The sequence below is a fragment of the Flavobacterium sp. CF108 genome (genome assembly GCF_900129795.1).
Taxonomy (GTDB): Bacteria; Bacteroidota; Bacteroidia; order Flavobacteriales; family Flavobacteriaceae; genus Flavobacterium.
Genome location: NZ_FQWW01000003.1, coordinates 171,676 through 197,682, shown reverse-complemented (window position 1 = coordinate 197,682; position 26,007 = coordinate 171,676). Strand labels below are relative to the sequence as shown.

Genomic DNA, 26,007 nt, shown 5'->3' with positions numbered 1-26,007 from the left:
GATTATACCCATTTTTGTTTTTTTTGTCTTTTCTCTAAAATACTTTTCAGCTTGCGTTCTTCCCATTCGTTTCCAAGAATTTTAAACGAAACAAATAAATCAATTGCAGAACATACAAATACCGAACTCCAAATTACCATTACAACATCGTTTAAAAAGTTTAACGGAAAAAAGTTCAACGGAGCTCCATAATATTCCTTTAACACAAAAACTGCCAATCCTGCTCCAAACATTAAAGCATGAATATAAAAGGATCTGAGTCTAACTACTTTTTTTCTAAAGATTTGCTCAAACTCAAATCTTTCATGTTCGTTGTTACAATTCGTTTCCATGATTACTCCCATTTTTGTACTTTATTTTTCTTTTCTAAGAGGCTTCTTAACTTTCGTTCTTCCCATTCTCGACCAAGAAATTTAAAAGAAACCACCATATCAATTACACAACTAATGTAAACTGCCGTCCAAAGACTCATTACAACTCCGTTTATAAATTGAAAAGGGAAAGAATGCAAAGGCAGTTCTGTATATTCTTTTAAAACATAAACAATTAAAGCAATGATGTAAAAAAATGTATATTTATAAAATGATTTCAGTTTAGCTACTTTTTTACTTGCTAATTGCTGTAATTCATTTTCTTCGATATTATTAGTAGAATTGTTTTCCATGATTACTCCCATTTTTGTTTTGGATTTTTTTTGTCTAAAATTGCCTGAATTTTTCGTTCTTCCCAGTCTTTATTAAAAATTGGAGAGAAATTAAAAGCTTTCATTCCGTGTAAAATTATCGGAACTGCCCATCCCAGTACAGAATATAAACACCATAAATAACCTGGCGAAGTCATAAGATTTACTACAATTACAATGGGATTACAAAGAAGATAAACCGTTAAATGCTGATAAAACTTCTTAATTTCAGCCACTTTTTTCTGAGCTTCATAATAACGTTCTCCTTTTGTATGATTCGTTTCCATGATTATTTCCAGTTTTTCTGTTGGTTTTCTTTTTCTAAAATCTCTCTAATTTTTCGTTCTTCCCAATCAGAGCTGTATCCAAATACTTTAAAAGCATGCATCACAACTCCAAATCCCCAACCTAAAGCCGAAAACCAAAACCATTGAAATCCAGGAGAGTACGTTAAATTTACAAAAATTAAGCACGGAATCACACAACAATAAGAAATTACGTTTGCATAAAATCCTTTTAATTCCTCAACTCTCTTTTTTGCTCTGAAATAAGCTTTAGTTTCGTCGCTATAATCTGCACTTGTTTCCATAACTGTAATTTGTTTGGTTAAAATTGGAATCTTAACCGTGAAATTTTTCTCGTTTTGTTCTACTATAACTTTCCTGTTCGTTACAATTTCGTAGCGGTTTACAATATTTTGCAATCCAACGCCTTGCCTGTCCTGTAACACTTCTTTCTTTTGAAAATCATTTTGAATGGCTAAATAATCTCCATCAATAAAAATCCTGATGTGCAGTGGTTTTTGCTCACTTACTACATTATGTTTTACTGTATTTTCAAGCAGAAGCTGTAACGATAACGGAACCACTTTTGCGTCTGGGTTAATATCTACTGAAGGTAATTCATAAAACAAACTATTCTCAAAACGCATTTTCAGTAAATTCATGTACGTTTTTGCAAACGACAATTCATCTTCTACCGAAACCAATTCTTTATCTTTTTGTTCTAAAACATATCGGTAAATTTTAGATAATGAAGTCGTAAAACGCTGTGCATTATCCGGATTTTCTTCAATTAAAGAACTAAGAACATTTAAACTATTAAAAAGAAAATGCGGGTCAATCTGGTTTTTTAAACTCTCGAATTTAGCACTTGCCGTTCCCGCAATAATCTTTTGCTGCGTGATTTCAAATTTTGATGCTTGTTTCCATTTTACCATAAAGCTTCGCGCCTGCATAAAAGTAGAAACCGCTAAAGCCAGCATGATATAAAACAGATGCACCCAAATCATTCGTTCGCTGAAAAACTTTTCTAACGAAACGTTTTGAAGAATAACATAGATGTAATAATTTATTCCTAAAACTACCGGAACCGTGTACAAAACTGTAACCAGAATTCCGTAATATACTCTTAAGTTTGTCTGCTCTAACCAATCCCATTTTTTGTCTAACAGTACATTAATATATCCGTTACCAAAACCTACCAGAAAAGAATAAAGACAGCTTATAAAAAAAGTAATAAGAACGTTTTGTACATTTAAGTCATCTCCTAAACAAGCTGAAAATATTACGGTAAAGATCATAGAAATCTTAAACGAAACTATGGTTCCGCTTTTTAAATCTGCATATACATTTCTATTGTCTTTCATTATAATAATGTAGCTTATATTAGTTTTATTTTTTACAATTTTTTTGAGCTTCTAAAGCTCTGTCTAATCCCCATTTAGGAGAAAAAGGAGTTTCTGGTTTAAAAGCAGCAAAAAGTTCTATAGCTTTATCAACTTGAGCACAAAGTGGTTTTGTATCAACACCTGTCCATTTTGCACCGCCTAATTGGTAATCAGCTTCGCCAAAAACAATTCTTGGGTTGTTTGGGTCGATCGCTTTTCCTTTTGCGTAAGCTTCCATTACTTTAGCCGAATATTTCATTCCGTTTGTCATTGGGTCAGCCACAACATATCCTGTATAAATTAAAGCTTGCAAAGCATAAAGTTCAGCATTGTTTTGATCTTTAATAAATTCAACATCTAATGCATCTTGCGCTTTTGTCAATAACAAATCGATTTTTGTTTTATCTTTTTCAGTAAAAACCGCTGTTGCATTCATTAAAGCAATATAATAATTTGGCAGATAACTGGTTTTATCAGCAGAAGCAATTCTTTCAAATAATGCCGAAGCTTCTGTATTTTTTCCTTCTTTCCAAAGTGCAAAGGCTTTAGTCATTCCTTGTTCAAATTGAGTTTGAGCTGAACTTATTACAACAACAAATAATGCGATTAAAGTGATGATTTTTTTCATTTTATAAGTAATTTAAATGGTTAATTAATTTGTTTGTTAGTTACTATTTATAATATAATTTCAATTTTTGAATCTTTATCAAGAACAAATTTAGCATCTTTATAGGCAGGCGGCCCCATAAATCCTTTAGCATTGTTTGAAGCTGCATAATCTTCTGAAGGGATTCCCATCACGTTTTTATCCAGTTTTCCGTTATTGTTTTCATCGTGATACGTTGTAATTGCATATTCTCCCGCCGGAAGATTGTCAAATGTTACGGTAACTTCATTATTTTTAATTTCAGAAGCAAGGCTTTTGTAAGTCGTTTTAAGAAATGTACCGTCTGAGTTATACAAACCTACTTTTACAATTCCTGCATTATTTTTTAAACGAGAAACAGCAACAGTTAATTTTACATTTTGAGCAGACATTAAGCTGCAGATAAATAACATTGTAATTGTAATAATTTTGGTCATGGTTCTTTTTTTTAAGGTTCTAAGATTCTAAGTGACAAAGGTTCTAAGTTTTTTTGTTGATGATTAAAACTCTTTTTTTTTTGGTTCAAAGGTTCAGAGTTGCAAAGGGACAAAGGTTTGATTTTCTTATTATTGACATTCTAAAAAACTTTGAACCTTTGTCCCTTTGTTTCTTTGTACCTTTTAATTTATACTTCAAAAGTATATCTGATTTTACTGTTTTAAAATTAAATGATACTGAGTTGTTGATTTTTGCTGCTGAATTGTTTCTTTTTAAGGTGCAAAGGTCCAGAGGTGCAAAGCAACAAAGGTTTTTATTCTAAAAAACTTAAAAAATTATCATTTCAAAAACCTATGAACCTTTGTCACTTTGAACCTCTGAACCTCAAACTAAAGATTTTTCAACTGATTCTCACTCTTATTCTGGCTGATGGTCCAGAAGAAACCTACGAAGAAAAATCGGTCTGCGGTTGGTGTAATCGCTTGTCTGTTATACACTCCGTTTGGATCTGGTAATTTTGCATAATCATATCCAAAAATATTCTGTGTTCCCAAAAGGTTTGAAACTGAGAAATAAAGGATTTTTTGTGTTGTCAATAAATACGCCCAGTTAAAACTCAAACTATTGTATGATTTAGTTTTTCCGTTCATGAATTGTGTTTGATTTGGATCATTGTACGGACGACCTGAACTGTAACTGTTTGTAAATCCAATTTGTGATTTCCAGTCTGTAATAAAATATTTCGTTACAACAGACAATGTGTGGTTTGCAATAAAACTCGGCGTTGCCATTGCTGGGAAATTCTTATATTGTCTTTCTGAATCGATATAAGAATAGGATATCCAATATTCTAAGTTTTTATACAAGTTGCTGTCTCTCCAAAATAAATCCAATCCTTTTGCATACCCTTTTCCGTTATTATTGAAAACCGAATTGTACTGAATATCTCTTGTATCGTATTGCACTAAATTGGTGTAATCTTTATAATAAGCTTCGGCTCTAAAAGTTTGCCCCGGCTGTGTAAACTGATAATTTAAAATATAATGCTGTGCTTTTTCGCTTTCAAACTGATGGTATTTTGAATACTTAATATAATCAACAACAGGCGTTTGAGAAAAGTCTCCGTAAGCAAATGAAAACTGACTGCTTTTTGAAACTTTATAAGCTAATGATGCTCTTGGTGCAATATTATTTTCATTTAATAAACTGTTGTTAGAATATCTTAAACCAACTTTCATTGCCAGTTTTTTAGAGAATAAAATATCTGCTTCTGTATAAGCTGCAAAAATGTTAGAATCATATCCGTTTTTCACCTCAACAGAAATATTGTCATCAAAGTTTTCATTGAATTTGGTAATAAAATAATCTGCTCCAAAAGACAATTTGAAATAGTTCGAAACTTTCTTTCCCAATTTCAATTTCAACTGCGCTGCATTTTCATCTGTATTAATATCGTTGATATCGTATTTCGTTTTGTTTTTGCTGTAACCATAACTAATTCCAGACGTTAACTGCCATCCTGTTCCAAAAGTTCCTTTATAAGACGAGTTTAAATAAAAGTTATTATTGTTTAAATCTGTTCTTATTGGATTTTCGAAATTGATGTTTTTCTGATTCAAATCGAATTTTTCAGAATCAAAAGCTGCATATAATTTAAAAATTCCGTTTGTAAAATTGTATCGATAAACTGTTTCTCCGCCAAGAGATTGATATGGATTATTCCAGTCAACATTTTGTGGAATTACTGCTTGATAAGGCGCTAAATTAATATAAGCCATATTTACGCTTAACGAACTTTTTGTCCATTTTTGAGTATTTCCTAAACTCAAACCAACGGTCATTAAACCAATATCTGTTTTATTATGATCTGCTTCATCCTGTGTATTTAAAAGTAAAACACTTGATAAAGCTTCACCATATTCTGCCGAATAACCTCCTGTAGAAAAAGCAATTCCGCTGAATAAGAAAGGAGAAAAACGGCTTCTTGTTGGTAAATTATTGGTTGTTGCTCCGTAAGGTTGTGCCACGCGAATTCCGTCAACAAAAGTCTGTGTTTCGCTCGCTTCTCCTCCACGAACAAACAAACGTCCGTCCTCGCCTACGCTTTGTGTTCCCGGCAAAGTCTGTAAAGCCGCTATAATATTTCCGGCAGAACCTGCTGTTGTAACAATATCTAAAGGTTTTAAAACCGAAACTCTTGCTTTATCTCCAGATTCTAAAGTTCCGGCTGTAATGACAACGGCATCAAGAGTGTTTACATTTTCTCTCAGCTTTACTATTTGATCTTTATAATTGACAACGTCAATTTCTTTTTTGAAAGTTTCGAAAAGTAAAAAGCTTACTACTAAAAATTGATTTCCTGTTGAAGAAGTTTCAAAAGAGAAATCTCCAGTTTCAGAACTTGTTGCTCCATCGTAAGTTCCGTCTATATAAATATTTGCTCCGGCAACTGGTTTTCCTTTTTGGTCCAAAACTTTTCCTGAGATAACATTTTGTGCAAAAGTAAAAGTGCTTAGTAATAATAAAATAAAAGTAATTCTGGTTTTCATAATACTGGTTTTTGATGAGGCAAATGTATTTTAACATTTCCTGTTAAAAAATATATAATAACCCAATTGTAGAATTTTAAGGATGAGTTGTAAAATACTAATTTGTATCTTAGCTAGAAATTGAAAAACATCGTTAATCATGTCAGAAAGTAAAAGAGTTTCGAATTTGTATCAATCCATTTATAATGGAAATCCGTGGCTTGAAGTTACCTTAGCAGATACTCTAAAAGATGTAACTGCGGCTCAGGCTTATAAAAAAATCAACCCTAATTTAAACACGATTTGGGAAATTGTCAATCACCTAATACAATGGAGAAGAAACATATTAAAACGTGTTCAGGGTGAAATAATCACAACTCCCGATCATAATTATTTTGTACCCATTTTAGATTCATCAGAGCCGGCCTGGGAACAATCATTGCAAAGTCTGGCAAAATCTCAGGAAATGTGGAATGATTGTTTGAGTAATTTTAATGATGCGGATTTTGAGAAAATAGATCAAAATAATAATCATAATTTTTATGAAGATATTCACGGAATCATTCAGCATGACGTTTATCATTTGGGACAGATTGTGATTTTGAAAAAACTTCTTTAAAATATTAATTATGAAAAAATCCTTCTTATTACTCGTTTTTTTATTGATGACTGCAATTGGTTTTTCACAAGAAACTGAAGTCAAATTCGATGAAAATCTGGCAAAATCTCTGAATGCCGATGAATACGGAATGAAGAAATATGTCTTCTGTCTTTTAAAATCGGGAACCAATACAACGGCTTCAAAAGAAGAAACCAAAAAGTTGTTTGAAGGACATATGGCAAACATTGGCAAATTGGTAAAAGAAGGAAAACTCGTTGTTGCCGGACCTTTTATGAAAAATGATAGAAATTATCGAGGCATTTATATTTTTAACGTAGAAACTGTTGACGAAGCAAAAGCACTCGTAGCAACAGATCCTGCCATAAAAGCCAATTTACTCGAAGCCGAATTAACGCCTTGGTACTGCACCGCAGCTTTGCAGGAAACTGTAAAAATTCATGAGAAAATTGCCAAGACGAAAATGTAATACCTTATAATGAAAACTGAAAAAGAAAAAATGATTTCGGGTGAATATTACAACGCTTTTGACCCGGAATTAGTAAAAGGCCGCCGAACTGCAAAAAATCTTTTGCACAGTTTAAATGTAAAAGAATACAGAGTAACTAAAAAAGCAAAAGAAATTTTAAAAGAGCTGATTCCCAATACTGGAGCCGGTTTTTATATCGAACCGCCTTTTCATTGTGATTACGGTTATAATATTTTTTGTGGAGAAAACGTTTATTTTAATGTGAATTGCGTTGTTCTGGATTGTGCGCCTGTAAATATTGGTTCCAATGTATTTATTGCGCCAAATGTTCAAATTTATACAGCATCGCATCCGCTTGACGCTGAATTAAGAAAATCTCTGGAAAATGCTTATCCAGTTACAATTGGAGACGATTGCTGGATTGGCGGAAATTCTGTTATTTGTCCGGGCGTGACAATTGGAAAAGGCTGTGTTATTGGCGCCGGATCTGTTGTAACAAAAGACATTCCTGACAATTCATTAGCTGTTGGAAATCCGGCAAAAGTAATCCGAAAATTAAATCAAGAACCTGAATCAAAAAAATAATGCTTACCCTAAATAAAGTTCACCATATTGCCATTTTATGCTCTGATTATCAAAAATCAAAAACCTTTTATACCGAAATTTTAGGCTTGACGATTATAAGAGAAATTTACAGAGAAGAGCGCCAGTCGTATAAATTAGATTTGGCTTTAAATGGAATTTATGTAATTGAATTATTTTCATTCCCAGATCCACCAAAAAGACCTTCACGACCAGAAGCCGTTGGATTGCGTCATTTAGCATTTGAAGTAATTAATCTAAATGAAACTGTTGCTTTTTTAACTTCAAAAAACATAGAATCAGAACCTATCAGAATTGATGAAACGACTCAAAAACGTTTTACTTTTATCGCAGATCCTGATTTATTGCCGATAGAGTTTTATGAGAGATAAGTTTTTTTGCCACGAAGGCACTAAGGCACAAAGTTTTCTTTTAAAAATAAGTATAAATGCTGTTTTTACCTTCGTGTATAAAGGAATATTTCAATTTCGTCCAGCTTTAGCTGGATGATTTAAAAAGCCAAGCTTGAGAGGCTTTAGCCAAACATACATTTTCGGCTAAAGCCTTTTTCTATTCAAATTTTATTCCCCCAGCTAAAGCTAGAGGCAATTTATTTTCTTTAATAATTTTAAGCTAGTAAAAACTTTGAACCTCTGCTCCTTTGAACCTTTGCTCCTAAATAAGCAATATTCAAAGAAAAACACACTGCAAGAATTTTCCTGTTTTTATCAGTTTTAACACATTAAAATGAATATTTGCTATAAAAAACCGAATTTGATTCTTAATTTTGTAATCCGCATAAAAAAAGTGCGAATCAAATTTACTTCTGATGAACAAAACGGCGCAAATCAAAAAAAATCATCAATTCATTAAGTTCCGAAAATTAGTTATTGTTTCTATTTTAATTGGCTTCCTTTCTGCCTTCCTCGGAATTTCACTTAAAAAAATCACAGAGTATTACGAAGAAATCTTCTTTCATCAAGTTTCGGTAAACCCACTGTTTTACATCCTTTTTCCGGTTTTCGGATTATCTGTAATTTATTTTCTGAGACAATATCTTTTTAAGAAAAAAGAAAACAAAGGAATCAAAGAAGTTTTTGAAAGCACACAAACCACAAAAAATCTTCCATCTTATAAAATTCCATCACACTTTATCAACGGATTACTTACTGTAGTTTTTGGAGGCTCTACCGGAATCGAAGTTTCTACTGTAGTTGCCACAGCCACAATTGGTTCAGTTGCACACGAAAAAGAAAATGTTTTCCGTCAATATAAAACAGAATTAATCTGCGCCGGAGTTGCTGCCGGAGTTACAGCACTTTTCAGCAGTCCAATTGCGGGAGTTTTATTTGCCCTTGAAGTTATTTCAAGAAAAGTGACACGTGCTTTTATCATTTCAAATGTTATTGCGGTTTCCATTGCTTTTAGTTTACTTTCTATTTTAAATGAAGAACCTTTGTTTGCGGTTTCTATTGTAACCTGGCATTTAAAAGCGATTCCGTATTTTATTCTTTTAGGAGTTTTAGCCGGAATGAATTCGGTTTACTTAACCAAATGTGTATTGTTTTTTAAATCTCAATTTGGAAAAATCGGAACTCATTATTATAAAATTATTATCGGTTCAGCTGTTTTAAGTATTTCGTTATTTATTTTCCCTCAATTATATGGCGAAGGTTATCACGCTATAAAAGGCATTTTCGGAAATTCGGCACAAATTCCATTAACGATAACATTAGCTTTAACATTCATCGGAATTTTAATTCTAAAACCAATTGTAACTTCTATAACATTAGCTTCTGGCGGCGATGGCGGCGTTTTTGCTCCGAGTCTGTTTATTGGGGCTTTTTTAGGATTATTATTGGCTTCGGTTTTAAACAGTTTTTTCCATGTAAATGTAATTCCGGTTAATTTTATGATTATCGGAATGGCAGCAGTTTTGAGTGCCAGTATTCATGCTCCGTTTACAGCAATATTCCTAGTATGTGGATTAACAAACGATTATACATTGTTTTTACCAATTCTTGTTGTTTGTTTAATTTCAAAATACACCGCAAAAACGCTTTATCCTTATACTGTATATAGTTATGCCCCAAGCTTAACGAAATAAATTATATAGCCACAGATTATATTATTATGCCAACTCCTAAAATTAAAAGAAGCTATCGCAAAACACGTTACATTCTTTATAAAGAAACTTTAATTGATTATAAGGAACATTTTTGGTCGTTTTTAGGATCGTTTGTCGGAATTGGGATTTTGGCTTATGTACAGTCTTTACATTTTTCTGGAAGCGATGCCGTTTATTTAATTGGTTCTTTTGGAGCTTCGAGCGTTTTGGTTTACGGAATTATTCAGAGTCCGTTTTCTCAGCCCAGAAATTTAGTTGGCGGACATGTAATTTCTGCTCTAGTTGGTGTAACCGTTCACAAACTGGTTCCGGATATTATGTATATCGCTGCACCATTAGCCGTTTCTCTTGCCATAATTTTAATGCAGATTACCAAAACGCTTCACCCACCTGGAGGCGCAACGGCTTTAATCGCTGTTATTGGAACAGAAAAAGTAAAAGGTTTGGGATATATGTATGTGCTTTCTCCAGTTTTAAGCGGTGTACTTATTTTACTTTTAACGGCTTTGATTTTTAATAATATGACTTCTAGCAGAAGTTATCCTAATCATAGTACTTACCACAAACATTATCATAAAATTAGAAAGAGATTGATTGGGAAGTAAATGTTTCCTCGTATTCTCCTGCAAGGTTTTCAAAACCTTGTAGGTATAATTTTGGCTATATTCTTTGATAATTATTAAAACCTACAAGGTTTTGAAAACCTTGCAGGAATGTAGAATATACGGTTGTCACCCTGAGCGAAGTCGAAGGGCGCTCCTATTGGATCTGGGCTTCGACTTCGCTCAGCCTGACAATTGACTTCGCTCAGCCTGACAATTGATTTCCCTCTCTTCTTTACAAGAGAAAAATATTTTCAACAAATCGTAATTCACAATTCGTATTTCGTTTTTTATATTTTACCTTTGACCTCTCAATAAAAACAAAGATTATGGTTTATAAATTTAGAGTAATTCTAGACGCCGAAGAAGATATTTTTAGAGACATTGCTATTCTTGAAGACGATACGCTTGAGGATTTACACAATGCGATCTTCAACGCTTTTGGTTTTGACGGATCAGAAGTTGCTTCATTTTATACTTGTGACGAGACTTGGAATCAGGAAGATGAAATTCCTCTTTTTGATACTGGCGATGTTCCGGGTGAACAAAGAACCATGAACGATTATCCATTGTCTAGCATTTTAGATAAAGAAAATACGAAGATTATCTACGTTTATGATTTCATCAGCATGTGGACTTTCTTAGTTGAACTAGCTGCAATTGAAGATGAAGCAATTGGGGCAACATATCCTGAAACTTTATTCTCTCACGGAGAAATGCCAGACGAAGCACTTGAAAAAAACTTCGAAGCAGATGATATGCACAACGATATCTACGGAGAATTTGAAGATGATTTAGACGAAGATGATCTTGATATGTTCGAAGGCGACGACAGCTTTGAAGATTATGGATTTGAGGAAAATTGGAATTGATCTTTTTGAGGGACAGAGGTTCAAAGTTACAAAGGTTCAGAGGTTTTTTCTTTAGAATCTCCGATTTCTTATTGTAGGAATATTTTTATTTTTGTGTTTTATTTTTAAATACAAAATATGAATACTTTTAGAGATCTTTTGATTTGGCAGAAGTCAATGAACTTAGTTACCGAAATTTACCAATTAACAAATTCATTCCCGAAAGAAGAAATTTATGGACTATCTTCACAAATTAGAAGATGTTCAATATCAATACCGAGTAATATTGCTGAGGGATACGGAAGAGACGGAAATAATGATTATTTGAGATTCTTAAATATTTCAATTTCATCACTGTTTGAAATGCAGACTCAGCTTGAAATTTCATTCAATTTAAAATATATAACCAAGTATCAATTCAATAAAATAAATGGAGAAAGCAGAGAAATAGAACGAATGTTAAGCTCTTTTATAAGAAAAATAAAAGACAGAAAATAACCTTTGTCCCTTTGAACCTCTGCAACTCTGAACCTAAAATATATGATAAACCTATTCAACACCCACATCGAGACGCTTGCGATACACCGCGTAGGGAACAAAAGCCGTAACGAAGCTATTTTTTTATCAGAGCAGCCATTTAATCTAAATGATGAAATTGTGCCTTTGATAAAAGAGTACTTCTTTAAACCTTTTAGAGAGAAAGAAGAAAACTATTATCAGTTTGCGCACGAAGTGGACTTGGATTACAACGATATGTTTAAATATGCGACGGAGATTTTTACTAATCCTTCTAATTTACAGGAGATTTCAAAAAAAATCACGACACATTTATTTGAACAGTCGAATCATCCGCATATTAAAAACGGAGAGGTTTATGTAACGTACTTAACAAACTTAAGTATTGATAATAATGTAGTTGACGCAATCGGAATTTTTAAAAGCGAATTGCAGTCAGACTTTTTACAATTTGAAGAAAAAAACAGCAACCTTGAAATGATTTTGCAGCAAGGAATCAACCTGAGCAAATTAGATAAAGGATGTTTGATTTTTAATTATAAAAAAGAAGAAGGGTACAAAATTCTAACTGTAGACAGCAACCGTTACGACGCGCGTTATTGGTTAGAACATTTTTTATCTGTAGATGCTTTTGAAGATGAGAACTTCATCACTAAAAAATACTTGAAATTCTGCCAGAACTTCGCAAAAGATGTAGTTTTACCAGCAGAAGACAAAAAAGAGGAAGTAATGTTTATGAACCGATCTGTGAATTATTTTGCTAAAAATGATCAGTTTGAAGAGCAAAATTTCCTGAATGAAGTATTAGACAATCCAGACTTGATTCCTGAATTCAAAAACTATAAAGTTGATAAAGGAGAAAAATACAGCATCGAAGATGTAACCTCATTCCCAATTGCCAACGCAGCAGTTTCTGACGCCAGAAAATCGATTAAAAACGTAATTAACCTAGATACTCACATTCAGATTAAAATGGATTTTATCAATCCAGAAAGTGCAGAAAAATTTGTTGAAAAAGGCTGGGATGAAGAAAAACAAATGTATTACTACTTAGTGTATTTCAATAAAGAAGAAAAAAGCTAAGAAGTTTTCATTTTCTATTACTTACTTAAAACAAAAAATGGCAGTTACAAAATGTAATTGCCATTTTTTTATTGTTCTTATTTTCGATATTATAAAAGAGAAAAAACTGCTTTTACAATATCATCATAAACTTGTTTATCTCTTTCTCCGGCGCGGGCCAAAACCCTAATTCCGGAATAGTTATTAAAGATGAATCGGGCTAAGATTTTCGCATCTAACTGTTTTGAAATATGTCCAGCCTGCTGCCCTTTTTTTACTGCATTTGTAAAAACTTCTTCCATTGTCTGGCTGTTGCTTTTTACAATCTTAGCAATTTCTTCATCGTGCATAGCCAACTCTACCGAAGAATTTACCATAAAACAGCCTTTTGTAATTCTATCTTCGAGGCTTTCTATAACCGCTTGTTTAAAAATAGCATGCAGAGTTTCTTTGACATTTTCAGATTTATCCAAAAGCTCTTTTACAGCATCTTGATTCTGTTGCTGATAACGTTGTAAAGACTTTGAAAACAGTTTTTGCTTGTCGCCAAAAGTATCATACAAACTAGAGCGGCTTAAACCTAAATGTGTTACCAAATCCTGGGCAGATGTCCCGTTATAACCTTTGTGCCAAAAAATTTCAATTGCTTTATCTAAAGCCTGATCTTCATTAAATTCCTTCGTTCTAGCCATGACATCAAAATTAAATTTCTTTACAAATATAAGAATTAAATGGAACAATCGTTCCTGAATAGGTCGAAAAAATTATACTACAGCGTTTACCGTAAGTCCGCCATCAACAACAATTTCAGTTCCTGTAATAAACGATGCATCATCTGAAGCAAGGAAACTAACTGTTTTTGCAATCTCAGAAGCCTGACCAAAACGTTTCAATAATATTTTTTCTCCTAAAACAGCTCCAAAACCTTCTACTTCTGTTTTTTCTAAACCTAGTTTTCCGTAAAGCGGTGTTTCAACCGGACCAGGAGAAACAGCATTTACTCTAATTTTTCTTGGTGCTAATTCTGTAGCGAATACTTTATTTAAAGATAATACTGCTGCTTTGCTTGCTGCATATACACTAGAATTTGGCATACCAACATGAGCATTGATCGAAGTATTAAAAATTATAGAACCTCCATCATTCAGGATTGGTAATACTTTTTGAACTGTAAAATAAACTCCTTTTACATTCACATTCATAATACTGTCATAATGTTCTTCTGAAGCTGAATCTACCGGAGCAAAAGAGGCAACTCCTGCATTTAAAAATAAAATATCCACTTTTCCGAATTGTGCTTTTACTTGTTCTACTAAACTATCAATTGATTTTAAATCAGATTGATCTGCAACAATTCCGGTAACGTTCAATTCTGTTTCGGCTTTTGCCAAAGCTTCTTTGTTTCTTCCTGTTACAATTACTTTTGCTCCTTTTGATACTAAATCAGCTGCTGCTGCGTATCCAATTCCACTATTTCCTCCTGTTACAATAGCTACTTTGTTTTCTAAATTTTTCATTTTGTTTGTTATTTAAGTTATTGATTATTCAATTATTATGGTACAAAGATACAATAACGGAACGATCGTTCCGTTATTTATAAAGTTAATTTTTTGTTAAAATAATTATTTACTTCTAAAAGTGCCATTTTATAAGGGTTTATACCTATGAAACTATAAACGAAACAAATCGTAAAATGTCGCCAATTCTTAATTTATGCTTAATTTTGTAATTCTAAAAACAAAAAACAGATGGATCGTCTTTTACCAACCGAAAGTCCTTTCGAAACGATAATCTCATTTCATAAACTAATTGAATCTTTTGAGCAGATTGCTTTATCTAATGTTGATTACCGATCTAACTACGCCAAAGCGATTTTAAAAGAAATTGAAGCGTATCCGGAATTCAGAACAGGAATTCGCGATTACAGCACTATTAAGGATAATGAAGCTTTAATTAAAAACATTGCTGCTGACTTATTCCCTACGGCTTTAACAAACAATGAAATAAAAGCCATAACAATACCTTTTCAAAATATATCATTTAATTATACAGAGCGTTTCAAGAAAATTTTACGTAATGCCGGTGATGAGTTTTACATGGAAATTCGTGATTTTGATGATCACCAATTCTATATCAATAACTGCTGTTTGATTTTAAGCGCTTATTATCGTCAAAATATTGATTTTAATAAACCTTTTTTCTACGATATTCCGGATGAAGAAGGTGTAGAAAAACATTATCGTATTCTGTACAATGCCGATTTCATGGAAATCACACCTACAGAGAATGCACCACAGCTTACACAGGACGATATTGATGTTTTGATTGATAATTATAACGATATTGATTTATGGAAATCTAAATTTCCGCCAAGAAGCTGGATTTTAAAAGGCTTCGGAATTGTTTCTTTATTTGATGCAACTACAGAAAGTGCAATCTCTAATTTAAAAAGTAATCTTTTAAAACCAGAAACTTCAAGAGTTGCCTCTACAGAAATTATAGAGAACATCTTTAGATCTATTTTTAAAATTCCGAGTTTAAAAGTTGGTTTTATTATCTATAACCCTGAGGAAGAAAAATTTATACGACCAATAAAATTTGACAACCAAATGCAGAGTTTTTTACTTTCATCTGCTCAGGAAGTGGATTGTAAAAACGCATTTTTTGGATGTTCATTTGAAAATCTTTTAGATAAAAAGGAACCGTTTGTAATTTCAAACGTGAAAAAATTTATCGAAGAATCTTCAAACCAAAAACTTGGTGAGCATTTATTGAAACAAGGAATTCAAAGCTGTGTTTTTGCTCCAGTTATAAAAGACGACCATTTATTGGGCGTTGTCGAATTGGTTTCTGATAATATACGCGAATTAAACAGTGTAAATGCGACTAAATTAGAATTGGTTTTACCGTATTTAACAGATACTATTGATCGCTATAATACAGATATGCAGCATCAGGTTGAAGCTATTATTCAGCGTGAATATACTACGATTCACCCAAGCGTTTATTGGAAATTCAGAAAAGAATCTCAAAACTATTTCCAAAATATAAATCACACTAAAGATTATATTTTTAAGGAAATTGTATTTAAAAATGTATTCCCATTATACGGACAAATTGATATTAAAGGTTCATCTGAACACCGAAATGAAACGGTTAAAATCGACTTGAAAAATCAGCTTACTGCTCTTTTGGAAATTTTCGATAATCAAAAACCGAATTCAAATCTGGTACTTTTAGAGCAAAGAAAATTTGAATTGGAATCTCTTCGAAGTGAATTGGATTTTCCGCTAAAAGCAGATATGGAACAGCATATTCAGCGTTATATTGAAGATGAAATTCATCCGATATTGAAAAATACCAAAGACAATGCTAAAAATAAAAAGTTAGAAGAGTTGTACTTTGAAAGTCTGGATGAAAAAACCGGAATGTTTTATCAGGAAAGAAAGAAGTTTGACAATGCAATGTCGATTATCAATAAAAGGCTGGCTTCTGTATTAGACAAAAAACAGGTTGAAGCGCAGCAAATTTATCCGCATTATTACGAACGTTTTAAAACGGATGGTGTTGAGCATAACTTATATATTGGAGCTTCGATTTCGCCAACAAAACCGTTTGACATTATGTACCTGCACAATTTACGTTTGTGGCAGTTACAGACTTTATGCGAAATGGAATTAGAGCATCATCAGCTTAAGGAATCGCTTCCGTATGAATTAGATGTTACTTCGCTGATTTTGGTTTTCAGTTCGCCGCTTTCTATCCGTTTTAGAATGGATGAAAAACGTTTCGACGTTGACGGAACTTATAATGCAAGATATGAAGTCGTTAAAAAACGTATCGACAAATCGAACATTAAAGGAACAACTGAAAGAATTACTGAAAAAGAGAAAATTACAATCGTTTACTCTCAAAACAGTGAAGAGGCAGAATATTTAAAATACATCAAATATTTGCAGCACAAGAAAGTTTTGGAACCATCAATTGAACAATTTGAAGTTGAAGATCTTCAGGGAGTTTCTGGTTTAAAAGCGATTCGTGTAAAAGTAATTAATAACGTAAATAATTCGAAAATAAAGAAAATTACCTATCAGGATTTATTAGATGAGCTCAACTAAAAGTTGAGCTTTTTCTTATAGTCAAATTTTATAAAAATAGAACGCGGATTATACGGATTTATATAAATACATAAAAAATCTGTTTTTATCCGCGTCTTCGCGAAGCGAATCCGTATAATCCGCGTCTAATTTTTATACGTTTTAAAATTTAAATCGACTTAAATGCAATTACAAACGCAATTACAGTAACAATAATTCCAAACATAAATAGGTTGTACGCAATACGGAGCAGGTTATATTTTCGCTGTAAAACCAATCCCAGATAATATAAATCTTTAATCATGTTTGAATAAAGATAATCGCGGTCTTTCATCATTTCGTTCATAGCCCAGTCGTATTCTTCTAAAGGCATTTTGTAGAAATTTCCAAAAAACAATAAATTAATCTTTTTATTCTCGATATCTTCTCTTGTAAAAACACCCGATGTTACTTTTGGTCTTGTAGAAAGGATCGCAAAAATAATAGTGATTACACTCGACATCAGCATAATAAATGTCGGGATAACTAAATGTGCATTTTTCGGACTGTCTAATTTTGGAATGATAGATGAAAGTGCAATCGAAATAATAATGGCATTTACAGATAATAAAATATTCGCTTTACTATCGGCAATTCCGCTTAAACGGGTATGATTTCCAAGCGTAACACGAAATAATGTATCAACGCCTCGATCTGGTTTTTCAACTTTTTCACTTTTTTTGGTTTCTTTTTCAAGTTCTTCTGCAGCTTTCAATTCCTGTTTGCTTATTTTTTTCTGAATCAAAATGAGATTTTTTTCTTTTAAAGGCTGCCATTTTCTTAAAGCATAATCCGTATAGAACCTATGTTTATTCAGTAAAAAGTCCAGATTTTCTTTTGTCCATTCGGCATTCGAAAAATTTACAATTCCGGTGTTTTTTAGCTCTAAACGCAATAACTCGATGGTTGTAACATATTCTGTTCCCATTAAATGGGCATAATCAGCATCTTTAATTATTTTTTCTAAATGTGTTTTTGGATGGTAGTCTCTGGCTGTAGCCAAAATCAAACTGGAAACCAATTCGATAAATTTTTCTGATTTTCCTTTTTCCTTTAAAAAATCAGCTGCAATCTTTACGCTCTTAACTTCATGATTTTCGTAACCTTCAATATATCCTGTATCATGAAACCAGGCTGCAGCTAAAAGTGCCTCTTTGTCATCACTTTCTACATCTTCCTTTTTGCAAAGCTCTTTTACCGCTGTAACTACCGTGAAAGTATGGTTAAAATTATGGTAAGAATATAAATTAGAAAGTTTATCTTTGAGTAAATTACCGACGAAATCCTCGGATTGTTCTATTAGATTCATAAAAGAATATTTTTATACCACTAAATTATGAAATTGTTTTTGGATAATCATTTTATTGCTAAGGTTAAAAAATTTTCATTAGCAATTATAACTTTAACATTTATTTATTCTTGTGCCACACATAAGGCGCAGTACGGAAAAGATGTTAGCGCTAACGAAACAGAAAACGCAACAGATACTATAAAAATTGCCCACACTTTTTATCTTGTTGGAGATGCCGGAAATGCTGATGAAGAGCAGGCACAGCAAACACTTGAACTTTTACATCAAAAACTTAAAACAGCGAGTAAAAAATCGACTTTACTTTTTTTAGGAGACAACATTTATCCGAAAGGTTTTCCTACTGACAATGCTGATGATAAAGCTTTGGCAGAAACAAAATTAACGAACCAGTTAAAATTAGCTAAGGGTTTTAAAGGAAAAACAATTTTTATTCCCGGAAACCACGATTGGTACAGCGGTATAAAAGGTCTGGAATTACAGGCCGATTTTGTGACAAAAAATTTAAATGATAAAAAAGCTTTTCTGCCAAGGAAATCCTGCCCAATCGAAGATGTAAAAATTGATAGTATAACAACGTTAGTAGCTATTGACAGTGAATGGTTTCTGGAAGATTGGGATAATCACCCTACAATAAATGATAATTGCAGCATAAAAACGAGAGAAGATTTTTTTAAGGAACTGGAAAGCATCTTAAACAAAAATCAGGAAAAAACGGTTGTTTTGGCAATCCATCATCCTTTATTAACCAACGGAAGTCACGGCGGTCAATATTCTTGGGAAAAACAACTATTTCCGTTAGAGAAAAAAATCCCTCTTCCGGTAATTGGATCTTTCATTAATTTATTGAGAAAAACATCTGGAGTAAGTCCTCAGGATCTTCAAAATAAACAATATACGATATATGCAAAACGAATAAAAACACTTTTGCAAAAGCAGCAAAATGTAATTGTAGTTTCCGGACACGATCATAACCTGCAATATATCAGCAAAGAAAATATTCAACAGATTATCAGCGGCGCCGGATCAAAATCTGAAGCTGCAAGAGCTATAAATCCGTTTGATTTTTCGTATGGCGGAAACGGTTATGCCGCTTTAACTTTATATAAAAGAGGCGATGCTAAAGTTTCATTTTATGGAAATGAAAACAATAAAGAAAAACTGCTTTTTGAACGTGAAATTATAAAAGCAAAAGAAATTAACTGGGCTTCAAATATTCCGAATAATTTCCCTCCAAGAATTACAACTTCTATCTATTCTACTAAAATGACAGATAAAAGTTTGGTCCATAAATTTTTATTCGGACAGCATTACAGAAAATATTACAGCATGCCTATAAATGTTCCTGTAGCCACATTAGATACTTTAAAAGGCGGTTTGAAACCTATTCGCGAAGGCGGCGGGCATCAATCTGTTTCTTTAAGAATGTCTGATCCAAAAGAACGTGAATATGTAATGCGCGGCATGAAAAAAAGTGCATCGGTATTTTTACAATCTGTAGCTTTTAAAGATCAATACATTGTTAATGATTTTGAAGATACTTATACAGAAAGTTTCTTATTTGATTTTTATACCACTTCACATCCATACGCTCCATTTGTAACTGGCAGTATGTCAGACAAAATTGGTGTTTTGCATACCAATCCTGTTTTATATTATATCCCAAAACAAAACGGTTTAGGCGAATTTAATGCAGGTTTTGGAGATCAATTGTATATGGTGGAAGAAAGACCAGCTGATAATCATTTAGACGGCAAAGACTTCGGCAATCCAAGCGATATTATTGGTACAGATGATATGATGGCTAATCTTCATAAAGATGAAAAATATTCTGTTGACGAAAAAGAATATATAAAAGCACGTTTGTTTGATATGTTGATTGGCGATTGGGACCGTCACGCCGATCAATGGCGCTGGGCTGAGTTTAAAAAAGACGGCAAAGTTATTTACAGGCCAATTCCAAGAGACAGGGATCAGGCGTTTGCAAAATATGATGGTGCGCTGCTTTCTATTTTAATGAACATTCCGGCATTGCGACACATGCGTACTTTTAAAGATAAAATTGGCAATGTAAAATGGCTGAGCAGAGAACCTTATCCTATGGATTTGGCTTTTCTAAAAACTGCAGAAGAAAAAGACTGGATTGAACAGGCTAAATTTATTCAGGATAATTTATCTGACAGTGATATTGAAAATGCTTTTAAAGCGATGCCAAAAGAAGTTCAGGATGGAACGGTTGACGATATCATTCGAAAATTAAAAATCCGAAAAGGAGATCTTCAAAAATATGCGGCAAAATATTCTGATGTTTTGAGCAAAACGGTTATGATTGCGGGGACAGATAAAAAAGACAAGTTTGTTTTGAATCATAATGCCAGAAAAAGTATTGAAATTCAGGTTTTCAGAGTGAAGAAAGAAGGCGATGAATTAGTTTATACCAAAACAGTAAACGATGCTAAAACCAAAAATTTATGGATTTATGGTTTAGATGATAATGATGTTTTTGAAGTAAAAGGCGATCAAAAATCGAGAATTAAAGTTCGTTTAATTGGCGGTCAAAACAATGATACGTACAATATTGAAAACGGAAGAAAAGTTATTGTTTACGATTTTAAATCAAAAGAGAATACTTATAATTTAGATTCTAAAACCCAAACGCAGTTAACAGACGATTATGACGTTAACCAATATAATTTTCAAAAACCAAAATATAATGTTGTTTCCGGTTTACCAAATATTGGTTTTAATCCAGATGATGGTGTAAAATTAGGTGTTAACTTAAATTACACGGTAAATAACTTTAAGCAGAATCCGTACACACAAAGACATGTTTTAAATGCTTTTTACTATTTCGCAACTGGAGGTTTAGAGTTCAATTATGCTGCACATTTCCCGGGTTTATTAGGAAAATGGGTTATTGATGTTGAATCGCTTTATACGACTCCAAATTTTGCGATGAATTATTTTGGTTACGGAAATGAATCTCAATATAATGATGATTTAGGAATGGATTATAACCGTGTGCGAATCAGAAAATTTAATGCTTCGACTGCCATTCGCCACGTTGGAAGATATGGAAGTGAGTTTAGTGTTCAGCCAATTTTCCAGAGAATGACGGTTGAAGAAACAGAAAACAGATTTATCAACATCCCAAGTATTGTAAATCCTGATGTATTTAACAGTCAGAATTATGGAAGTTTAAAAATAAAATATCTTTTTAAAAACTCTGATTTTGCTGCAAAACCAAATCTAGGGATGGCTTTTATGATTGCCGCAACATGGACAACCAATTTAGATGATACAAAGAAAAATTTCCCAACACTGGAAAGCTTTTTAGGTTTCACCCATAAATTGGATCATAACGGAAAACTGGTTTTGGCAACTTATGTAAAAGGAAAAGCTATTTTTAATAATAATTACGAATTTTATCAAGGCGCTGCTTTAGGCGGCGATACTGATTTACGCGGTTTTAGAAATGAGCGTTTTTTAGGAAATTCTTATTTTTCTCAAAGCTCTGATTTGCGTTTAAGTCTGGGTAAAATCCGTAAAACGATTGCTCCATTTACGTACGGAATTTTAGGTGGTTTTGATTACGGAAGAGTTTGGCTTGACGGTGAAGAATCCAGAAAATGGCATCAAGATTACGGCGGCGGTTTTTGGCTGAATGCTATTAATGTTTTAACGGCCAGAATCTCTTACTTTAAATCTCCTGATGAAGTGGGGAGAGTTATTTTTGGAGCAGCTTACAGTTTTTAAAAAAGGTTCAAAGGTTCAGAGCGACAAAGGTTCAAAGTTTTTTTGCCACTAATTTCACTAATTTTCACTAATTTTTTGTTTAAAATTAATTCGTGGAAATTTGTGTAATTCGTGGCAAACTTTTTTTTAGAATCCTAGCAACTTAGAGCTTAAATTCGTAGACGTTCCCTCCTATTTTGTTTGTTTTTTCGTCGGCTACGATTAAGGTGTTGTTGTCTTTAAAAACTATTGCTTCTTTTTGAGAGAAATGGTTTAGGCTTATTTCGGCTTGGGTTCCTTTGTGGAATAAATCTCCTTTGAAATCTTTAAACAGAACTATTTTATCGTGACTTAATAAAACCACTTTTTTCCCGTCTGGACTTATAGTTGCGCTTGTTAAAACACAATGATTATAATTACTGCACGTTTTAAACTCTCCTATTTTAACTGCTTTTTGGGTTCCTTTTGCATTTTTGATTTTGTAGATAAAAGCAGTTCCGTCAAAACCTTTGCTTCGGTTTTTGGTGAAAAGATAAAAATAACCGTTGTGTTCAAAAAAACCTTCAACGTCGTAGAATAGTTCTTTTTTCTTTGGAGGAAATTCGGTTTGTTCCGGATATGAAAATGAGATTTTATATTCGGCGGAAGCCACATCTTTATTCAATTGATTTTTGGCCACTTTATAAATGCACAAATCTCTACGTTCGTTATCGTTATTTCCGAAATCACCAATGTAAATATTTCCTGTTTTATCTTTGGTAATATCTTCCCAATCCACATTTGTGGCATTTGAAATTGTAATTGTCTTTTCTAATTTTCCTTTAGAATTAATAGCATAAATGGCATTTTTATTTCCGCTGTCTTCCAAAGTATAAATCACATTGGTTTGCGGAAAATACGTAATTCCCGAAACTTCTTTTAATTTTTTCGGAAGCGAATAAAGCGTTTTCAAATCATCACCAGATTGCTGCTGACAAGCTAATAAAACAATAGAAACGGCTACTAAAAAAGTTTTTTTCATAAGATTGATTTTTTTGTTTAGCCACAGATTAAAATGATTTTTTTTTTAATTCTTTAATCCGTTCAATCTGTGTAATCTGTGGCCCAATAACTTTAAACTAAGTTCGTGTTTTTAAAATTACGGATGATAAATTCAAATGCCGCCTGCATGATGTGTCCCATTGATCTTGCGTTTTTAAATTTCATATCGTTTGTGTATCGGTACAATTCCATTTTTAATTGATTTAGATGTTCCTCTGTCGAAATGGTATCGTGACACATTATATTCAATAATTTCTTAATTCTGTTTTCGGCAGAATGGATTCGTTTGGCCAGAATCGCTCTTTCTTCATCTTTATATTGGATGATCGAACGTTCTTCTAGCTTCTCTTTAATCAGCTGAATCATGGGATAGTTTTCTTTAAAAAACTGCGGACGATATACTTTGAAGTTTCCTTCATAACACTGCTGGTCAAAATCGATAGGACGAATTTTATAAACTACCTGATCGAAATCGTGAATTGGGACAATGACATAATTATACGCTCTCATATCGCCCAAAAGCCTAATCATACAGCGTTCGTTAAATTTAACGAATTCTTTGGCGATTTGCGCTTTCTCCATTTCGGTACATTTATCGAGCAGCGTATCCATAAAAACATCGCCGGGAATCCCAATAATATGTTCTTCGATTAAAGTGTCGTTGTAAACCAAAAAGTTGATTTTATCCGGCGAAAGAATATCTTCTAATTCTAATCCGTAAATCCTTGAAGCATCGGCTTTTTTAATATAAAAGTGGACGTAGTTATCGTTGAGAATATTACGGACTTTAATTCTAAAAGGTTTTGAATTTCCAAAAGTACAATAGTCGATGGCATCAATATTTAGAAACTGAATAATCTCGTTGTTTCCATCAGAATGCAAAAGCGAGTAGATTTTCTTTAAATTGAGGTCAATTTCATTTCGTTCAAATTCATTATAGTAAACCCGAATCCATAGCGTATCGGTTTCATTTTTATCATAAACGTTAACCGAACCCGAAAATCGCAATAAGTCATCATAAAACACAGATACTTTCGAAATACGCTCGTATCTGTCTAAATAACTTAAAAGTGGCTGTGTTAAAGGAAAAGAAGGTTTCTTTAACACCATCAACGGTTCGCTCATTTTGAATATCTTTATTACAAATTTACATCAATAAGCTGATAAAAATAAATTTGGCGTAACAATATAGAATTTGAATCGTCATACTAAAAACTAAAACCGAAATAAATTTGGAAACCATCCTTACTATTCAGAATCTCAGTAAAAGATACGGGCGCATTCAGGCGCTTAAAAATGTATCTTTTAGTATACAAAAAGGCCACGTCTACGGAATTCTAGGCCCTAACGGAAGTGGAAAATCGACCACTTTAGGAATTGTTTTAAGTGTTGTAAACAGAACATCAGGCGATTATAAATGGTTTGACGGAAATGTACAAACGCATGAAGCTTTGAAAAAAGTAGGTGCTATTATCGAGCGCCCGAACTTTTATCCGTACATGACCGCCGAAGAAAACCTAAAATTGGTCTGCAAAATTAAAAGCATCAATTATTCTAAAATTGGAGAAAAGCTTGATCTTGTTGGTTTATCTGAAAGAAAAAACAGCAAATTCAGTACTTTTTCTCTGGGAATGAAACAGCGTTTGGCAATTGCATCGGCACTTTTAAATGATCCTGAAATTTTGATTTTAGATGAGCCAACAAATGGTTTAGATCCGCAGGGAATTCATCAAATTAGAGATATTATTAAAGAAATTGCCTCGCAGGGAACTACAATTTTACTGGCTTCTCATTTATTAGACGAAGTCGAAAAAGTTTGTTCTCATGTTGTTGTTTTACGAAAAGGCGAAGTTTTGTATTCTGGTTCTGTCGATGGAATGTCTGCAAATGAAGGTTTCTTTGAAATTTCTTCAGATGATAATCTGGCACTAAAATCTGCTTTATACAACCATCAGGCCGTTGCAGAAATAAAGGATGAAGATGGAAAAGTTTTGGTTTACTTAAAAGCCGATTTATCTGCTCAGGAATTGAATCAGTTTTTATTTTCAAAAAATATTATTTTAAGTCATTTGGTCAAACGTAAAAATAGTTTGGAAGCCCAATTTTTAGAATTAACCAAAAATACAAATCCAAAAATCTAACTAAGCCATGAAAAGACTTATCTCTATAGAATTGCAAAAAATCTGGATGAATAAAGCCAGTCGCATTTTAACTTTAACCTATTTTATTTTACTTTCATTTATAGCTTTAATCGCTTCTATTAAGTTTAATATTGGCCCTATTAAACTTCATTTGGCCGAGATGGGAATTTTTAATTTTCCTTTCATTTGGCACTTCAATACTTATGTTGCCGCTATTCTGAAATTATTTCTTGCTATCGTAATTGTTTCCATGATGGCTAACGAATACAGCTACGGAACACTGAAACAGAATTTAATTGACGGCTTGAGTAAAAAAGAATTTATTCTCTCGAAATTCCTTACTGTAGTTTTATTTTCAGCTGCCTCAACTGTTTTCATCTTCATCATGAGTTTAATATTAGGATTGATTTTTTCCTCCTATACTGAACTTGATATTATTTTTAGTGACTTAGATTATCTTCTAGCCTTTTTTGTAAAATTAACTGGATTCTTTTCATTCTGTTTATTTCTTGGAATTTTGGTAAAACGATCGGCTTTTGCATTAGGTTTTCTTTTAGTCTGGAATATAATCGAAGCCATAATTAGAGGTTACCTTGCCTTTACAGTTTTCCCAGACAGTGATACCGATGAAAAAATTACACAGTTTCTTCCGTTAGAATCAATGGCCAATTTAATTGTTAATCCTGGTCCAAGATTATCTGTAGTTAAGAACATTGGAACACAAATGGGAATTAATACCGATATCGATTATAGCGTAAGCTACTTTGCAATTTTAATTGTATTAATCTGGACATTTTTATTCGTATATTTTTCTTACAAATTATTGAAAAATCGGGATTTATAGTATATTTGT

25 protein-coding genes are annotated in these 26,007 nt (G+C 32.7%); 13 read left to right on the top strand and 12 right to left on the bottom strand.

Features of this window, described 5'->3' with window-relative positions; translation table 11 throughout:
• Positions 1-2 precede the first annotated feature (2 nt).
• From BUE10_RS09495 to BUE10_RS09460, 7 genes are all read right to left on the bottom strand, one after another.
• Positions 3-332, bottom strand: coding sequence for a 2TM domain-containing protein (locus tag BUE10_RS09495; RefSeq protein ID WP_073485247.1), 330 nt, complete (start codon positions 330-332; stop codon positions 3-5).
• Positions 333-334: 2 nt separating this feature from the next.
• Positions 335-664, bottom strand: coding sequence for a 2TM domain-containing protein (locus tag BUE10_RS09490; RefSeq protein WP_073485245.1), 330 nt, complete (start codon positions 662-664; stop codon positions 335-337).
• A gap of 2 nt (positions 665-666) precedes the next feature.
• On the bottom strand, positions 667-969 hold the full coding sequence (locus tag BUE10_RS09485; protein WP_073484544.1) for a 2TM domain-containing protein: 303 nt from the start codon (positions 967-969) through the stop codon (positions 667-669).
• Between the two features lie 2 nt (positions 970-971).
• On the bottom strand, positions 972-2,330 hold the full coding sequence (locus BUE10_RS09480) for a histidine kinase (protein WP_073484543.1): 1,359 nt from the start codon (positions 2,328-2,330) through the stop codon (positions 972-974).
• A 25-nt stretch (positions 2,331-2,355) separates the two neighbouring features.
• Complete coding sequence (locus BUE10_RS09475; protein ID WP_073484541.1) at positions 2,356-2,979, bottom strand: hypothetical protein; 624 nt, start codon at positions 2,977-2,979, stop codon at positions 2,356-2,358.
• A 47-nt stretch (positions 2,980-3,026) separates the two neighbouring features.
• A complete protein-coding gene (locus BUE10_RS09470; RefSeq protein WP_083598016.1) occupies positions 3,027-3,434 on the bottom strand; it encodes a DUF2141 domain-containing protein in 408 nt (135 codons plus the stop codon).
• Positions 3,435-3,824: 390 nt separating this feature from the next.
• A complete protein-coding gene (locus tag BUE10_RS09460; RefSeq protein WP_073484538.1) occupies positions 3,825-5,984 on the bottom strand; it encodes a TonB-dependent receptor in 2,160 nt (719 codons plus the stop codon).
• A 139-nt stretch (positions 5,985-6,123) separates the two neighbouring features.
• Between BUE10_RS09460 and BUE10_RS09455 the strand changes: the two genes are divergently transcribed.
• The 9 genes from BUE10_RS09455 to BUE10_RS09415 all read left to right on the top strand — a co-directional run bounded on the left by BUE10_RS09455 (position 6,124) and on the right by BUE10_RS09415 (position 12,813).
• Positions 6,124-6,582, top strand: a complete 459-nt coding sequence (locus tag BUE10_RS09455) for a DinB family protein (RefSeq protein ID WP_053473872.1) — start codon at positions 6,124-6,126, stop codon at positions 6,580-6,582.
• A 10-nt stretch (positions 6,583-6,592) separates the two neighbouring features.
• Positions 6,593-7,051 (top strand): YciI family protein, encoded by a 459-nt coding sequence (locus BUE10_RS09450; protein WP_073484536.1) that lies wholly within the window; start codon positions 6,593-6,595, stop codon positions 7,049-7,051.
• Between the two features lie 9 nt (positions 7,052-7,060).
• Positions 7,061-7,636: a sugar O-acetyltransferase gene (locus BUE10_RS09445; RefSeq protein ID WP_073484534.1), complete on the top strand. Its 576-nt coding sequence runs from the start codon at positions 7,061-7,063 to the stop codon at positions 7,634-7,636.
• Positions 7,636-8,025: an SMU1112c/YaeR family gloxylase I-like metalloprotein gene (locus BUE10_RS09440; protein WP_073484532.1), complete on the top strand. Its 390-nt coding sequence runs from the start codon at positions 7,636-7,638 to the stop codon at positions 8,023-8,025. The genes BUE10_RS09445 and BUE10_RS09440 overlap by 1 nt, the downstream gene beginning before the upstream one ends.
• A 437-nt stretch (positions 8,026-8,462) precedes the next feature.
• Positions 8,463-9,740 (top strand): chloride channel protein, encoded by a 1,278-nt coding sequence (locus BUE10_RS09435; protein ID WP_073484530.1) that lies wholly within the window; start codon positions 8,463-8,465, stop codon positions 9,738-9,740.
• Positions 9,741-9,766: 26 nt separating this feature from the next.
• Positions 9,767-10,366 (top strand): HPP family protein, encoded by a 600-nt coding sequence (locus BUE10_RS09430; RefSeq protein ID WP_073484528.1) that lies wholly within the window; start codon positions 9,767-9,769, stop codon positions 10,364-10,366.
• Positions 10,367-10,692: 326 nt separating this feature from the next.
• A complete protein-coding gene (locus BUE10_RS09425; protein WP_073484526.1) occupies positions 10,693-11,235 on the top strand; it encodes an IS1096 element passenger TnpR family protein in 543 nt (180 codons plus the stop codon).
• Between the two features lie 117 nt (positions 11,236-11,352).
• Complete coding sequence (locus tag BUE10_RS09420; protein WP_073484524.1) at positions 11,353-11,712, top strand: four helix bundle protein; 360 nt, start codon at positions 11,353-11,355, stop codon at positions 11,710-11,712.
• A 42-nt stretch (positions 11,713-11,754) separates the two neighbouring features.
• Entirely contained in the window at positions 11,755-12,813 is a 1,059-nt protein-coding gene (locus tag BUE10_RS09415) for a nucleoid-associated protein (protein ID WP_073484523.1), read from the top strand.
• 89 nt (positions 12,814-12,902) lie between these two features.
• Here the strand turns inward: BUE10_RS09415 and BUE10_RS09410 are convergent, their stop codons facing one another.
• On the bottom strand, positions 12,903-13,484 hold the full coding sequence (locus tag BUE10_RS09410; RefSeq protein ID WP_073484521.1) for a TetR/AcrR family transcriptional regulator: 582 nt from the start codon (positions 13,482-13,484) through the stop codon (positions 12,903-12,905).
• 72 nt (positions 13,485-13,556) lie between these two features.
• Positions 13,557-14,309, bottom strand: a complete 753-nt coding sequence (locus BUE10_RS09405; protein WP_073484519.1) for a glucose 1-dehydrogenase — start codon at positions 14,307-14,309, stop codon at positions 13,557-13,559.
• A gap of 231 nt (positions 14,310-14,540) precedes the next feature.
• Here BUE10_RS09405 and BUE10_RS09400 point away from each other — a divergent pair, with 231 nt between their 5' ends.
• Positions 14,541-16,910: a GAF domain-containing protein gene (locus BUE10_RS09400; RefSeq protein WP_073484517.1), complete on the top strand. Its 2,370-nt coding sequence runs from the start codon at positions 14,541-14,543 to the stop codon at positions 16,908-16,910.
• Positions 16,911-17,058: 148 nt separating this feature from the next.
• On the opposite strand, the gene BUE10_RS09395 is transcribed toward BUE10_RS09400, so the two are convergent.
• Entirely contained in the window at positions 17,059-18,237 is a 1,179-nt protein-coding gene (locus tag BUE10_RS09395; RefSeq protein ID WP_073484515.1) for a Pycsar system effector family protein, read from the bottom strand.
• A 27-nt stretch (positions 18,238-18,264) separates the two neighbouring features.
• Here BUE10_RS09395 and BUE10_RS09390 point away from each other — a divergent pair, with 27 nt between their 5' ends.
• On the top strand, positions 18,265-21,993 hold the full coding sequence (locus BUE10_RS09390) for a metallophosphoesterase (RefSeq protein WP_073484513.1): 3,729 nt from the start codon (positions 18,265-18,267) through the stop codon (positions 21,991-21,993).
• Between the two features lie 142 nt (positions 21,994-22,135).
• Here the strand turns inward: BUE10_RS09390 and BUE10_RS09385 are convergent, their stop codons facing one another.
• Both BUE10_RS09385 and BUE10_RS09380 read right to left on the bottom strand, forming a co-directional pair.
• On the bottom strand, positions 22,136-22,993 hold the full coding sequence (locus tag BUE10_RS09385; protein WP_073484511.1) for an SdiA-regulated/phytase-like domain-containing protein: 858 nt from the start codon (positions 22,991-22,993) through the stop codon (positions 22,136-22,138).
• A gap of 92 nt (positions 22,994-23,085) precedes the next feature.
• A complete protein-coding gene (locus BUE10_RS09380) occupies positions 23,086-24,138 on the bottom strand; it encodes a hypothetical protein (protein WP_073484510.1) in 1,053 nt (350 codons plus the stop codon).
• Between the two features lie 107 nt (positions 24,139-24,245).
• On the opposite strand from BUE10_RS09380, the gene BUE10_RS09375 reads away from it, so the two are divergent.
• Positions 24,246-25,154, top strand: coding sequence for an ABC transporter ATP-binding protein (locus tag BUE10_RS09375; RefSeq protein WP_073484508.1), 909 nt, complete (start codon positions 24,246-24,248; stop codon positions 25,152-25,154).
• A gap of 7 nt (positions 25,155-25,161) precedes the next feature.
• Positions 25,162-25,998, top strand: coding sequence for an ABC transporter permease (locus tag BUE10_RS09370; protein ID WP_073484507.1), 837 nt, complete (start codon positions 25,162-25,164; stop codon positions 25,996-25,998).
• Positions 25,999-26,007: the final 9 nt, after the last annotated feature.